General features: G+C 62.5%; 13 protein-coding genes. 3 read left to right on the top strand and 10 right to left on the bottom strand.

The genetic code is table 11. From position 1 onward, the window contains the following. The first annotated feature begins 49 nt into the window (after window positions 1-49). Window positions 50-634, top strand: a complete 585-nt coding sequence (locus tag F0185_RS24910; protein WP_167229036.1) for a DUF2087 domain-containing protein — start codon at window positions 50-52, stop codon at window positions 632-634. 25 nt (window positions 635-659) lie between these two features. Here F0185_RS24910 and F0185_RS24905 read toward each other — a convergent pair whose 3' ends face one another. Then, window positions 660-1,814, bottom strand: a complete 1,155-nt coding sequence (locus F0185_RS24905; protein WP_167229034.1) for a DUF6708 domain-containing protein — start codon at window positions 1,812-1,814, stop codon at window positions 660-662. A 212-nt stretch (window positions 1,815-2,026) separates the two neighbouring features. Between F0185_RS24905 and F0185_RS24900 the strand changes: the two genes are divergently transcribed. Then, the gene (locus tag F0185_RS24900; RefSeq protein ID WP_167229032.1) at window positions 2,027-3,046 is read left to right on the top strand and encodes a hypothetical protein; all 1,020 of its coding nucleotides are present in this window, start codon (window positions 2,027-2,029) and stop codon (window positions 3,044-3,046) included. A 14-nt stretch (window positions 3,047-3,060) separates the two neighbouring features. Next, complete coding sequence (locus F0185_RS24895; protein WP_223164575.1) at window positions 3,061-3,405, top strand: hypothetical protein; 345 nt, start codon at window positions 3,061-3,063, stop codon at window positions 3,403-3,405. 110 nt (window positions 3,406-3,515) lie between these two features. Here F0185_RS24895 and F0185_RS24890 read toward each other — a convergent pair whose 3' ends face one another. The 9 genes from F0185_RS24890 to F0185_RS24850 all read right to left on the bottom strand — a co-directional run bounded on the left by F0185_RS24890 (window position 3,516) and on the right by F0185_RS24850 (window position 13,386). After that, entirely contained in the window at window positions 3,516-3,950 is a 435-nt protein-coding gene (locus tag F0185_RS24890) for a DUF3592 domain-containing protein (protein WP_167229028.1), read from the bottom strand. 96 nt (window positions 3,951-4,046) lie between these two features. Further along, window positions 4,047-6,704 (bottom strand): type VI secretion system ATPase TssH, encoded by a 2,658-nt coding sequence (gene tssH / locus F0185_RS24885; RefSeq protein ID WP_167229026.1) that lies wholly within the window; start codon window positions 6,702-6,704, stop codon window positions 4,047-4,049. A 34-nt stretch (window positions 6,705-6,738) separates the two neighbouring features. Beyond that, on the bottom strand, window positions 6,739-7,824 hold the full coding sequence (gene tssG / locus F0185_RS24880) for a type VI secretion system baseplate subunit TssG (protein ID WP_166895440.1): 1,086 nt from the start codon (window positions 7,822-7,824) through the stop codon (window positions 6,739-6,741). Then, a complete protein-coding gene (tssF, locus tag F0185_RS24875; RefSeq protein ID WP_166895442.1) occupies window positions 7,788-9,632 on the bottom strand; it encodes a type VI secretion system baseplate subunit TssF in 1,845 nt (614 codons plus the stop codon). The genes tssG and tssF overlap by 37 nt, the downstream gene beginning before the upstream one ends. Window position 9,633: 1 nt before the next feature. Further along, window positions 9,634-10,122: a type VI secretion system baseplate subunit TssE gene (tssE, locus tag F0185_RS24870; RefSeq protein ID WP_167229024.1), complete on the bottom strand. Its 489-nt coding sequence runs from the start codon at window positions 10,120-10,122 to the stop codon at window positions 9,634-9,636. Between the two features lie 49 nt (window positions 10,123-10,171). Beyond that, window positions 10,172-10,663 carry an Hcp family type VI secretion system effector gene (locus F0185_RS24865; protein ID WP_166895447.1) on the bottom strand — a complete coding sequence of 164 codons (492 nt, stop codon included), beginning with the start codon at window positions 10,661-10,663 and terminating at the stop codon, window positions 10,172-10,174. Window positions 10,664-10,701: 38 nt separating this feature from the next. Further along, window positions 10,702-12,186, bottom strand: coding sequence for a type VI secretion system contractile sheath large subunit (tssC, locus tag F0185_RS24860; protein WP_166895449.1), 1,485 nt, complete (start codon window positions 12,184-12,186; stop codon window positions 10,702-10,704). A 2-nt stretch (window positions 12,187-12,188) separates the two neighbouring features. Then, window positions 12,189-12,695, bottom strand: coding sequence for a type VI secretion system contractile sheath small subunit (gene tssB / locus F0185_RS24855; protein WP_166875647.1), 507 nt, complete (start codon window positions 12,693-12,695; stop codon window positions 12,189-12,191). Window positions 12,696-12,735: 40 nt separating this feature from the next. Next, window positions 12,736-13,386: a tetratricopeptide repeat protein gene (locus tag F0185_RS24850; protein ID WP_167229022.1), complete on the bottom strand. Its 651-nt coding sequence runs from the start codon at window positions 13,384-13,386 to the stop codon at window positions 12,736-12,738. Window positions 13,387-13,571 lie beyond the last annotated feature (185 nt).

Below are 13,571 nucleotides of genomic sequence, written 5' to 3'. Positions count from 1 at the left end.
GCTTCAACACGACTATGTAACGATCACCGTGTTTGGGAAGTTTTCGCTCATGACCGAGAACCTGACGACAGAAAAGATCGGCAGACTCCTGCTGCTGTTTGCCGACCCGGTCCACTTGCGGGTGCTGAGCTTGATCCTCGACGAAGACCTCGCACCGACAGAGATCGCGGCCCGTTCGATGCTCAACCTGGCCGCAACCATGCGCCACCTGAGGGCATTACAGCAAGCCGGATTGGTAAAAACCGTCGTGGCCGGCGAAACCCGATACCGGGCCACGCTCGATCAGCTCAAGCGCACGGCGATCGAACTGGCCACCAGCTCGCGCGATCCAGAAACCGCCAGCGTGGGCGACGTCAGTGTCGACACCCGCGAGGTGCTGAGTGCCTTTTTCGCCGGCTCACAACTAAAGGCATTACCGCTGCGCAATCGTCGCAAAAAAATGATTGTATTGGAGGAATTGCTCAGGCGCATACCCTGGAAAGCGGAATACAAGGAAGCGGAACTCGACGCGCATATCAAGCCGATTTACGAGGATTATTGCTCTGTTCGTCGGGCATGGGTCGATTTCATGTACATGGTGCGCAACGATGGCGTCTATACCTGGACCCGGCACGGCATGGATGCGATTGAATGACCGTTATTGGCGGCCGGATCGAGGATCACTGGCCGGGCGCGTCGGGCTGGTTGGGCGCCGCGTAGCGCAAGGCCTTGCCGCCGACGCTGGCGAGGACATCGCGGGGCCAGACCGGATCAGGTTTGACCAGGCCGCTGAACCACGGCAGCAAACCCCACCACAGCACCAGCGCCTGGCCCGGCATGGTGAGCAGGCCGAGAAAAGCCGGGAACAAGTAAAGCGGATTCTTTTCGCGCCAGGCGGCGTTGACCATCTTCACCGTCAAGTCCATGTGCTGCTCCGGCAGCGTCCACAGGTGTTTCCACAGCGGCTTGCGGCCGAGCGCGAAGTTCGGCCCATCGCCATGCGCGAAGGTGGGGCCTTCGTACTGCATGAACCGACGCACATGTTCCCAGGTGTCGAGCAGCGGCTGGAGATGGTCCTCCCTATTGGTGGCGCGCAGCAGAAAGCGGTTGACGATCGTCGTGCCTTCGGGCGCGTCCATCACCAGGCACGTGACGCCAAAATCGAACTGCGTGCTCTGCTCACCGGCCACCGACACGCTGCCAATGCCGGCGCGCACACAGGCCCAGTCGTAGCTGTCGATACGATAGCCCCATGGCGCCCTGCGCGCCGGCCGCAAGGAAAACAGATGGACCTTGCCGGCTTTGCGGTCGAACAGGGCGCTGGTCTCGAAGCGGAAATCGATCAGGTCTTCGGCGATCATCAGCAGCATGAGCGGACTAAAGGCCAGCAGCGCCACGACCATGAACAGCGACAGGATGAACATCAGCGTCCCGCCATCGGTCATCGTTGAAAAGAACGACAGGAACGGGTTTGTCCCGCCGATAATGAGGTGGATCGATGCGAAAAACGCCAGTATCGCCAACAGGAACAAGCCCATTCCAGAAAACCTCCAGCGCTGGTCGCCATACACCAGGCCGTCCGGAAAAACGGTGTAGACCATGCCGCCCGAGTCGGGGCTCGCACTGACCGATTCGTCCAGCGCCGGCATGGCGATGCCGGCATCGTTGCCTTTGTAATCGGGGTCGTCGCCATGCCAGCGGAAGAACATCATGGTCGCTTCGCGCGTGCCGAAACGATGATCCCTGAACGTGCGCGGATCGGGCGCCGTCCCGGCGCCATCCCGCTTGCCCTGCCCCTTGTTGCGCTTGCCCTTGCCCTTGCCATTCTCCGTCATGCGACGCCTTGCCTGATCATGCTGCGATTAACTTTCCGATACCGACTTGAACGACGTGCAGTATAAATGAGCCGGCCGGCACGTTTATAAAAGTATAATGGCTCGCTCGTCACCGTTGCGCCGATGCTTGCCCGCTCGACGCGTTGGCGGCGCGGATTCCGGCACAGTCGCCCGGCCCGCATCGTCCCCCTACACACCTCATTCGTATCCGCATGCCAAGCTCCCCCAGCACCATCGACGCCGGCAAAGAACAGTTCCCGGTCCAACCCGCGCGCGCCCTCGCCGGCGCCCTCCTCCTCGGCGCGGCCAGTATGTGCAACGCCGGCGGCGTGACCGGCGCCGTGTATTCCAACTTCGGCAACGACCTGCTGGTGCCGATCTTCCCCGGTAAAAACTGGCTGCCGATGTACGCCAACAAGGACGACGCCAAGCCGGTACGCGAGCTGACCGATGCGCGCGTGCTCGATGTCGGCGAAGGTGACTGGGAAGCCTGCATCAGCATGGCCGACCCGGTCGGCCGGGTACGCTGCCATGTGCGCGGTGCCGATACCTGGGTCGATCGCTGGAGCTTCATCGGCCCGCGCGAGATCCTGCCGGTCGAACCATGGCCGTTTCGCTACTGGCTGTACGTCGCCAGCGCTGGATCGGGCAGCGAAGCAAGCTCGGACCTCTACAAAGCGGTGCCGCGCTCGCCCTACCTGGTCAAGCCGAAGCAGTTCGCCAGCGTGTTTTTCATCGTCAAATTCGACAAGCGCGGGTTTGCCATCAGTCCCAAGACCGGCAAGCGCACCGGCGACCGGGTGTTCCTGGCCGGCAGCGGCGTGTACCTGGCGCCGGACGACCCGGCCAGGCGCCTGCGCCAGCCTTGGCTGTTCCTGAGCTACTATCACAGCATTCCCAAGGCGCTGTGCCCCGGCGCCGCCGGCGAGAGCTGCGCCAGCGCGGTCAACCTGCAACCGCAATGGCGCGGCATCAAGGCGCTCCATCGCGAACCTGCCAGGCCTGCCAAGCCGTACGCGGGGCGCATGTTCGGCCCCGGCGAGACGGCCTTCGCGCGCCATGGCGAAGCGGCGCTGCCGTTCAATTACACCGTTCCCGCCGAGGTGGACATGGCCGCCGACGAACATGCCAACAGCGTGGCCGGGCGCGCCGCGAACCGGGCCACGCCTTTTTGCCTGATCGATTGCCCTCCCGGCGCCAATCTGGCCATTCCCGATCCGGCGCCTCTTTGACTACCCTGCACCACATGATGACGACACTGCGCACCGCTCTCCTGCTGACCTTCACGCTGGCCAGCCAGCATGCGGCGGCGGCCATCACCGCCAGCGACATTCAAAAATACGGCGCCGCGCAGAAATGGGGAAACGCAGAACCTGCCGGGCTCAAGATGCCGGTGGACGATATCCTCCCCTTCCTCTACTCCGTGCCCGGGTCGGGCGGCCAAGCCTGCGGCCTGCTGGCGCGCGGCCCCGGCGCGCCGGTGTATATCGATGTGCTATCGAGCGAAAAAGGCGGCAGCTTTCCCTCCTGCGGGAATATCTACAAGGTGGCCGCCGCCAACTGGCGCTGTTTTCGGTCAGTCAGAATGTGATCAAAGCGGAAAAGGAGCTGGTGGCGCAAGCCGGCGGCAAAGGACGGCTAACCGATATCAAGTCGGTCAAGCAGTTCCTGTCCATGCCGATCAAGCCTTGACGATCGAGCTTAGTCGAACGACGACCGCCACCACTCCAAGTGCCCGCGCAAGGTCAGGTATCCGGTCAGGAGCAGGGCGGCACTGACATAAGCGCTGACCAGCTGATCACGCCACAGTTGCGTGACGGTGTTGATATACGCGTATTGCGGCTGCGTCTCGGAATAGACAACATCGACCCGCTTGCCGATGTATTGGCTGTCATAGCCGCGGCCCTCCGGTTTGAACAGCACGGTCTTGCCGTCGATGGTGCGAAATTCGACGGCCGGGAGTGTCTCGCCCTGCACTGCGCGCAGCGTGCCCTGCGCCTCCAGGGCGTACACGTAAAACAGTATCCTGTGCGCGCCCAGCCAGAGCGACACCAGCAGCGCCAGCGCGCCAAGCACGCTCAATACCTTGCCCATGCGCCGGTTACCGGCGGGCGTTAAATCTTTGACAAACGCCATGCGAATTCATTACCCGAGGAAGTGATGTGGAATGGACGAGGCGACCCGCACAGGCACCGGCCAGGACGCGCGACTGCCGCGCCCCGGCCCGCCAGCTTACTTGATGGTGTACTTGAACTGCCCCTTCTTGTCGGCGCTGACCTTAATCCTGGCGATCGCGGCGCCTTCGGCCATCTTGGCCAGCACGGTTTCGGCGATCTCCGGCAGCAAGGTGCCGTTGAGGATATTGTCGACATTGCGCGCGCCCGAATCGACTTCGGTGCAACGCGCCAGCACCGCTTCGACCAGCGCTTCGTCGTACGTGAAGTCGGCCTTGTGGTTGGTCGCGATGCGCTGGGCGATCTTGCGCATCTTCAGTTCGATGATCTTGACCAGCGCGTCGTCGCCGAGCGGGTAGTACGGGATCACTTTCAGGCGGCCCAGGAAGGCCGGCTTGAACTGCTTCATCAGGTGCGGACGAATCATGTCTTCGAGCTGCTCCGGGGTCGGCATTTCTTCCGGCGCCTTGTTCAGGCAAGCCTGCATCATCGCGCTCGATGCCACGTTGGACGTCAAGATGATGATGGTGTTCTTGAAGTCGATCTCGCGCCCTTCGGCGTCGTCCATCACGCCCTTGTCGAACACCTGGAAGAACAGCTCCATCACGTCCGGGTGGGCTTTTTCGACTTCGTCGAGCAGGACCACGCTGTACGGATTGCGGCGCACGGCTTCGGTCAGCACGCCACCCTCGCCGTAACCGACGTAGCCCGGCGGCGAGCCTTTCAGGCCGGAGACGCTGTGCGCTTCCTGGTATTCGCTCATGTTGATGGTGATCATTTTGCGTTCGCCGCCGTACAGCACGTCGGCCAGCGCCAGTGCGGTTTCGGTCTTGCCGATACCGGACGGGCCGACGAACAGGAACACGCCTTTCGGTTTGTTCGGGTCATCGAGGTTGGCGCGCGAGGTGCGCACGCGCTGCGCCACCGCTTCGATCGCGTACGACTGGCCCAGCACGCGCTCTTCCAGCAAGTCTTTCAGCTTGAGGACAGTCTTGATCTCGTCCTTGACCATCTTGCCGAGCGGGATGCCGGTCCAGCCGGCGACGATTTCAGCCACCACATGGCCGTCGACCTGCACCGGCACCATCGGCGTTTCGCCTTGCAGGGTGCGCAGTTCGGTCATCAAGGCCTGGATGTCCTTGCCTTTGCTGGCATCCTTCTGCCCCGATTCTTCCAGGGTACGGCGCCCGTCCATGATTTTTTCGGTCAGCTGCTTTTCCTGTTCCCAGCGCGCCGCCAGCGCGGTGTGCTGTTCGGCGGCGGCCGTGCGCTGCGCGCTCAGTTCCTTCAGGCGCGCCGCGTGCGAGCCGCCCGCGCTTTCTTCGCGCTGCAAGGCGCCCGCTTCGATGTCGATGCGTTCGAGCTTGCGCGCCAGGTTTTCGATCAGCGCCGGCGTGGCGTTCTGGCCCAGGGCGACCTTGGCGCAGGCGGTATCGAGCACGCTGATGGCCTTGTCCGGCAGCTGGCGGCCCATGATGTAGCGGTGCGACAGGCGCACCGCTTCGGTGATCGCTTCGTCGTAGACACGCACGCCGAAGTGTTTTTCCATCAGCGGCGCCATGCCGCGCAACATGGCGCAGGCCAGTTCTTCGCTTGGTTCCTCGACCTTGATCACCTGGAAGCGGCGCGCCAGCGCGGCGTCTTTTTCGAAGTACTTCTTGTACTCGCCCCAGGTGGTGGCGGCGATGGTGCGCAGTTCGCCGCGCGCCAGCGCCGGTTTCAACAGGTTGGCCGCGTCGTTCTGGCCGGCGGCGCCGCCGGCGCCGATCATGGTGTGCGCTTCATCGATGAACAGGATGATCGCGTGCGGGCTCTTTTTGACTTCGTCGATGACGTTTTTCAGGCGGTTCTCGAACTCGCCCTTGACGCTGGCGCCGGCCTGCAACAGGCCCATGTCGAGGGTGTGGATTTCCACGCCTTTGAGCACGTCCGGCACGTCGTCGCTGGCGATGCGCAGCGCCAGGCCTTCGACCACGGCGGTCTTGCCGACGCCGGCTTCGCCGGTCAGGATCGGGTTGTTCTGGCGGCGCCGCATCAGGATGTCGATGGCCTGGCGGATTTCGGTGTCGCGCCCGATCACCGGGTCGACCTTGCCGGCGCGCGCGCGCTCGGTCAGGTTGGTGGTGAACTGGTCCAGCGACGGGGTCTTGGACGCGGCCTTGGCGGCCATGTCGCCGACCGGGTCGTGGCCCTCGCCGTCCTGGGCGGCGCCGGCAGCCTGCGCGGCCACCGCTTCCTGCGAGCCGGCGGCCAGCTTGTCGAGGTTATGCTTGATCTGTTCAACGTCGAACTTGCCGAACAACTTGGAGCCGCGGAAGGCCAGCTGCGCCAGTTCCGGATCGGTCAGCAGCGCTTGCAGCAAATGGCCGCTGCGGATTTCGGCTGCGCGCCCGGATTGAATATCGAGCGAGGCGATCAGCCAGGCGTTTTCGAACAGCTTGGGCAGGCGCACCGAGAACACCGGCGTGCGCGAGTTGCCAGCCTTGAGACGGGAGACTTCGGCCTGCAGGTCCGCTTCGAGCATGCCGGCGCTGATGCCGCACTGGCGCGAGATCAGCGCGAAGTCGCTCTTGGGCTGCTCCAGCAGGGCCAGGAACAGGTGTTCGATGTCGACTTCGTACTGGCCGAGCGAGACGCAGATGCTGGCCGCGCGGGTGGCGGCGGTGCGGCTGGTTTCGTTGAGTTTGCCGATCAGCGTTTTCAGGTTGATGCTCATGCAGGGTTCCTTTTATTGGTGTTCGTTTTGTCAATCACAGCGCGTGTATATCGTAGCGGACATCGTTGCGGTCTTCCTGGAGCGGGCTGGTGACCAAAAAACTGTCCCATCCCAGGCGTCCGCCGGTGCGCGTGGCGTCCATCTGCATGCCGTGCACGTCGGGGCCGCGCAACACCAGTTGTACTTCGTATTCGAGCGACACACCGGTAAACATGGTGATCATGCTCTTGAGCGCGCGCGCCGCCTTCCCGCCCGGCAGGAAGGAGTTGAAGCTGTCGTGGTCGAGCGGACCGACCACCAGGCGCAGGCGCAGGTCGCGCTGCCATACGCGCTCGCCGGCCATGGCGCCGGCGCCGAGCATCGAGTTGGCCGCGCCCAGCATGGTCTGCTGGCTGGTCGGCACCTCGTACCAGCAGCCGATGAACTGCTCGGCCTTGACGCGCTTGCCGAAATACTCCGACAGCACGCGCGAGATCTGCACCGCCGACGGCGGCCGGTGGCGCAGCGCCGAGGCAAAGTAGCCGAGCGACTCGTCCAGCACCCCGCCCCCGAGTTCATCGTTGAGGCGATGGCGCAAGCTGTCGTTGCCGACCCCGGCCAGCGACAGCAGCAGCGGCAAAAAACTGTCCTTGCCGTCGATCGCGTATTTGAGTTCGAGCCGGTATTTGCGCCAGGCTTCGAAAAACAGCGCCACCGAGCGGCTCGAAAACGTGTCGAGAAACGCGCGCGGCCCTTCATCCTTGTTGTAGATGATGTGCGCCGAGATGCGGTCGGTGTAATGGGCCGGCAGCGCGCCGGCCACGCCCAACAGGCCCATGAAGGCCGGCGTGATGCGGATGTACTTGAGCGTATTCGATTGCAGCGCTTCGCCCAGCGACTTGGCCTGGCGCGGCAGTTCGCGCGGGACCGGCTCCAGCTTTTCGAGCTCGCTGGGCGGAAACGCGAGCGAGGTCGAGTTCTGGAAGCGCAGGAAATTGGCGATCGCGCTTTGCTGGGGCGAGCCGTGGCGCTTGAGCCATAGCTCGAGCATGCGGACCGCCTGGAAGAACTGGAAGCGGTACGGTTCCTCGAACAGGCGCTCGATTACAGCAGGCTCAAATCGCCGCTTCGTGGCAAGCATTTCAATAGCTCTTCTCCATTCTTATTTGATACGATCACCAGTTGGGTGAAGCTGTTGGCATGCACGTACAGGCCGAGGAAGCGGTCGATGATGTGGGCAAAGGCGTGGATGCCGGAGCCGACAAAGGCTTCTTCGTCGATCGTCAGGCGCACTTCCATGCCGCGCACCAGGCAGGCGAACGGGTTCCCCGGCAGCCAGGTGTTGGCCGCCTTGTAGGCGACCGCCGCAATGCCGCCGATCTGGCGCTGCGAAGACGGCGAGCGTGGCAGGTCGTACAGGGTCAGGATTTCGCGGAAGGCGTCCAGGCCGCCGTCGGCCAGCGACAGGTGGTTCAGCGACAGGTGCGAGATCAGGCGCCAGTGGGCGCCGCGGCCACGCTCGAAGCGGTGCGAGGACGTCGGTTTGCGCAAGAAGCTGACCTGGCGCACCGTGGAGCCGCCTTCCAGAAACAGGTCGCCGCCGCGCAGGCCGTAGGTCAACGAGGACGGCAGGTCGCGGTTGGTGCAGGTCAGCTCCAGGCTGAGGGTGTCGGTTTCCACTTCGGCCGGATCGAAGTCGATGTCGACGATCGAAATCTCGGTCTCGAAACCGGGGCTCTTCTCGGCGATGATTTCGTCGCGCCGCATGACCCAGTAGTGGCCCTTCTTTTCCGGCGTTTGCCCGTGCTTGAGCGAATAGAACGGGCGGAAGTCGACGATCGATTCGCCCTGCGGCGTCTGGCGCACCAGCTTGACCGAGTCGATCGACTGCACTTCGTAGGCGAACGCGCGGCGCGCGTCGGCCAGCACCGGATAGCTGGCGGTGGTGTGGGTCAGGCGGATCGGTTCGCCGCGCTGGCGGAACAGGTTCACCACCGGGGTGCAGCCGAGCAGCACGTTGTTGGTGGTCAGGGTGCCCAGCATGCGCGCCGCGTTCGAGTCGGTGCGCATGCCCGACAGCGCCAGGTGCAAGGTAATCGAGCGGCAACCCATCGGCAGCACCGCGGTCAGCGCGGCCAGGTCGATATCGAAGAAATTGAATTTTTCGGGGAAGCAGAAATACTCGGTCAGCAGGCGGTAAGCCGAGTGCGAGCGCGCTTCGAAGTCGATCAGCGATTCGTCTTCCTCGAAGCCGGCCGCCAAAATCGGAATGGCCGGCAGCGCCATCCAGCGTCCGCTGTTGTCGCCTTCGGCGTAGGCGGCCACGCCGCGCATGAACAGCGCATCGCGCAGCGCCGCGCAGAACGAGGGCTCGCCGTCGATGAACACGCGCAGCTTGGCCAGGCCCAGGTTGGCCAGCGAAACCTGGTCCGAGATGCTGGTGATGGTCAGCGACAGGCTCGAAGTGGCGCCGACCGGCGGGCGGATCGCTTCGGGCGTGTCGATGATCGGTGCGAACGAGGCGCCCGACAGGGCCACCGGCGCCACCGTCACCGGATACGAGGTGCGGAAGGTGCAGGAAGCGCCGCGCACCGGGCGCGTGGTCAGCTGGGTGCCGCGCGGGATCGCGGTGGCGGTGGTCAGCTGCGCGGCCACGCCCGAAAAATCCATGTGCGCGATCGAGCACGATGGAAACGGGCGCAGGTAGTGCGGGTACAGCACTTCGAACAGGGCTTCGGTAAATTCGGGATAGTCGTCGTCGAGCCGCTTGGCGATGCGGGAATTGAGCAGCGCGAACGATTCGATCATGCGTTCGATGTGCGGATCTTCGCACACCTCGCCGGCGATCAAGAGGCGCCCGGCGATCTTCGGATAGCGCTCGGAGAATTCGCGCGAGTAGCGGCGCAAAAATCCAAGTTCGCGTTCGTAATACGGTAACAGGTCTTCCAACTCAGGCTCCCCCAAGAGCGCGACGCGCCTTGCTGATAGTGTAATGCAGGCTCGATGGCTGCAAGATGGCGTCGAAGTTGACGGGTTCCTGGGAACTGCTCACGACCAGCAGTGCCGTAATGGCGAAATTGAGGCGGTTCACCGAGTCTTCGCGCACTTCCAGCGAAGCCTTGACGTTGCGCAGGCGCGGCTCATGGCGCGCAATGGCTTTTTCGAGACACAGGCAGATATAGGCCCGGTCATCGGTGCTCGAGAGCGAGCGGCCGGCAAAATCGTTCAGGCCGAACGTCACGATCGAGCGACCGCATTCGGGGTACCGTTGCAGCAACAGCTCCGGGATCACGGTGCGCGTGTTGAGCAGCGCCTCGAGATCGCGTGCGACCGAGTCCTTCATGTCCTCGATCGACATCCGGGTGACAGTGCCGCTGGAGGAACCATTGACCGGCACATCCATCAACCGGTCAAACAAACCTGGCGTAAAACCCTTCATTGGTACCCCGATACTTTGCTACGTTATTAACTTGCTGCGACCTGCCGCGTTACGCCGTTTTGTTGGTCGCCAGGTCCCAGCCGCCGGAGGTATTACCGCCCGCACCGCCGCCGACTTTTTGCTGCGTGTATTTCCATTTGACTTTGGAATACTTGAGCGACAGGTGTTCGCTCAGGATGTCGCCCTGCGAGACGGTGGGAGCGACGCTGGAAATGAGCACGTTGTCGAGTTCGATTTCGAAGTACTTGATGCGCTCGCCCTGGCCATCGGCGCGCAGGAACTCGATCTTGGCCTTGCCCAGGGTTTTGCCCGACGAGCAGTTCTGCAACAGCAGCGGGGTTGCCAGGTCGGCCAGCTTGGCGATCACGATGTCGCGGTGCTCGGTACGCTCGGCGGTATGGCCGCCCCCGGTCGATGCGGTAGCCGATTTAGGCTGCAGCACTTCCCAGCTGACGGACTGGCATTCGATCCAGTCTTTATGCGACGAGTCGGTCGACTCGCCCTTGATGCCGTCGATTTGGAGGTAAACGTCGATTGCCATAGTGTTCCTTTCGTTGGTTTGCAGGGACTACGTCGTGCTTACGATTTGGTCGATGGTGGCAGTTCCGCGACCAGACGGAGGGAAACCGACAACTCGTCGAGCTGGAAGTGCGGACGCAGGAACGACACGGCGCGGTACACGCCCGGACGGCCTGGAACTTCCGACACTTGCACCGACGCTTCGCGCAACGGGAACTGGGCTTTCTGGGCCTGGCTCGCGTTATCGTCCAGCAACACGTACTGGGTCAACCAGCGGTTCAGGTGGTCTTCGACGTTCGATGCGGCAGCGAAACTACCGATCTTGTCGCGCATCATTGCCTTCATGTAGTGGGCAATCCGCGAGACGGCGAAGATGTATTGCAGCTGGGCCGACAGGACCGCGTTGGCGTTGGCCGAATCGGTGTTGTATTTCTTCGCTTTCTGGGCCGACTGGGCGCCGAAGAAGGCCGCGTAGTCGGTGTTTTTGCAGTGCACCAGGGAGATGAAGCCCAGGTCCGACAGTTCTTTTTCGCGACGGTCGGTGATGGCGATTTCGGCCGGGCACTTGAGCGCCACTTCGCCTTCATCGGTCTTGAAGGTATGGGTCGGCAAGTCTTCGACCAGGCCGCCGCCTTCGACGCCGCGGATCGCCGCGCACCAGCCGAAGTCGTCGAACGCGCCGGTCAGCTTGGTCGCAAAGGCGTACGCCGCGTTGCACCACAGGTATTTGTGGTGATCGGTGCCGTCCACGTCTTCCACGAAGTTAAAGCCTTCGGTGGTGGCGCCGTCGGCCGGATGGAACGGCAGGCGACCCAGGAAGCGCGGCAGGGTGATGCCGACGTAGCGCGAGTCTTCCGATTCGCGGAACGATTTCCATTTGGCGTATTCGACCGTGTCGAAGATCTTGGCCAGGTCGCGCGGCTTGCCCAGTTCGCTGTAGCTTTCCAGGCCGAACAGCTCGGGCGAGGCCGAGGTGATGAACGGCGCGTGGGCGGCGGCGGCGATGTGCGACATCTGCTCGACGAAATACATGTCTTCCGGCTGGCGCGTGATCTGGTAGTCGCCCAGCAGCGAGCCGAACGGCGCGCCACCGAAGGTGCCGAATTCTTCTTCGTAGACCTTCTTGAACATCGAGCTCTGGTCGAACTCGAGCGCGGTCTGGAAGTCCTTGACCAGTTCGCGCTTGGTCGCGTTGAACATCTTGATCTTGAGCGTGGTGCTGGTCGAGGTGTTTTTCACCAGGTAATGCAGGCCGGTCCAGCTGCTTTCGAGCTTCTGGAATTCGGGCGAGTGCATCACGGCCGAGAGCTGGTCCGAAATAATGCGGTCCAGTTCGGCGACACGGGCGTCGATGGTGGCCGACAGGTTGTCCGACACGATCACCGTGCCGTCCATCACCTGGTGCACCAGTTCCGAAATCAGGTCCTTGGCACGGGCGTGCTCGACGCTCGATTTAGCCACCTTGCTCTGTTCGACGATCTGGTCGAGCAGGGCCGTTTCATGGGTCGCGGCGGCGCCGGCGGCTTGGTTCAGTTGAGCGGACATGGTCAGTCTTTCTTGGTAGCTTGCTGGCCGAGCTGGGCCAGTTTCTCGGTGTTGGTGAGCACGTCGGCGAGGATGTCTTCGAGCTTGTCGTTACCGGCAAGCTTGTTGCGCAGGTCGGCCAGCTTGGTGCGCGCTTCGAGCAGCTTGCGCAGCGGCTCGACTTGCTGGACCACCGACTCCGGACGGAAATCTTCCATCGAACGGAACTTGAGGTCGACGGCGAACTTGCCGCCCTCGCCGGTGAGGGTGTTCTGCACGCGGTAAGCGGCGCGCGGTTCGATCCCCTTCATGACTTCATCGAAATTGTCGCGGTCGATGCCGACGAAATTGCGGTCTTTCAGGCGTTTTTTCTCGACTTCGGAAGTACCGCCGAAGTCGCCCACCACGCCCATCACGAACGGCAGTTCCTTGCTCTCGATCGCATCGCCGATTTCGACGTCATAGGTCATCTGGATGCGTGGTGGCCGCACTTTTTGCAGCTTCTTCTGGACACTTTGTTTCTTTGACATGGTAATTCCTTCTACATAATGTGAGAGCGGGACGTGCAGTCTACTTGCCGGTATCCCTGAGATTGTTGAGCGCGTCAAACGGACCCGCTTTGGCATCTGGCTCGCGGACCTTGGGTACAGGTTTGTCGATGTCAACCTTGGTAGTGTCCCTGAGCGCACCGAGCGGGTTGTTGTCTCTCTGCTTGGGGGTCACCGCCGTGGTCTTGCGGATCGGCGCGGACGCCGCCGGGCCATCGCCCATGTGATCGCGCAACTGCTTGATCTGATCCTGGGAATCGGCGCGCACTTGCCCGGCCAGCACGTTCTGGCGGCTCAGGTCGCCCAAAGCGCGGTTCGCGAGACGCAGGCTGGCTGCGGCGATGATGGCGCTGGCGGCCTTATCGTTGGGATCACGCAACAAAACTTCCTGCGCGTTGACGATGGCTTCGCCATACTGGCCGGTATCATAGCGGCTCTGGGCAATATTCGCCCACGGGGCCTTGTCGCCCTTGTAAGCGTCGCTCGCTTGCTTCCAATAGCCAATCGCTTCTTCTTTGCGTCCGGCCGCCGAGGCCTGGGTACCCTGGTTGAGCAGCTCGGCCAGCGGGGCGGGGCCCTTCGGCATCACAGGCTTCGAGGTCTCGCAGCCGGCCAATGCCGCGGCGCAAGCAAGGACGCCACAAAGGTACTTGAAATCGGGAAAAGTGGTCATGCGGTATCCTCAAAAGCGGTGACAAAAAAGTAATGTGTATATTGTAACACTTATTACTGAAACAACGTTAGCAGAGTTTGAAATTTAACAGCGTTCAATTGAAAATCACACATTCTCACTTTGTAGTAAGCGCGCACGTTACATTAGGAACGGCAGACAAATCTTCTCATAAATGTTATTGTTCC

The organism is Massilia rubra (genome assembly GCF_011682065.1).
Lineage (GTDB): Bacteria > Pseudomonadota > Gammaproteobacteria > Burkholderiales > Burkholderiaceae_D > Telluria_A > Telluria_A rubra.
This window is presented reverse-complemented; position numbering and strand designations above follow the sequence as displayed.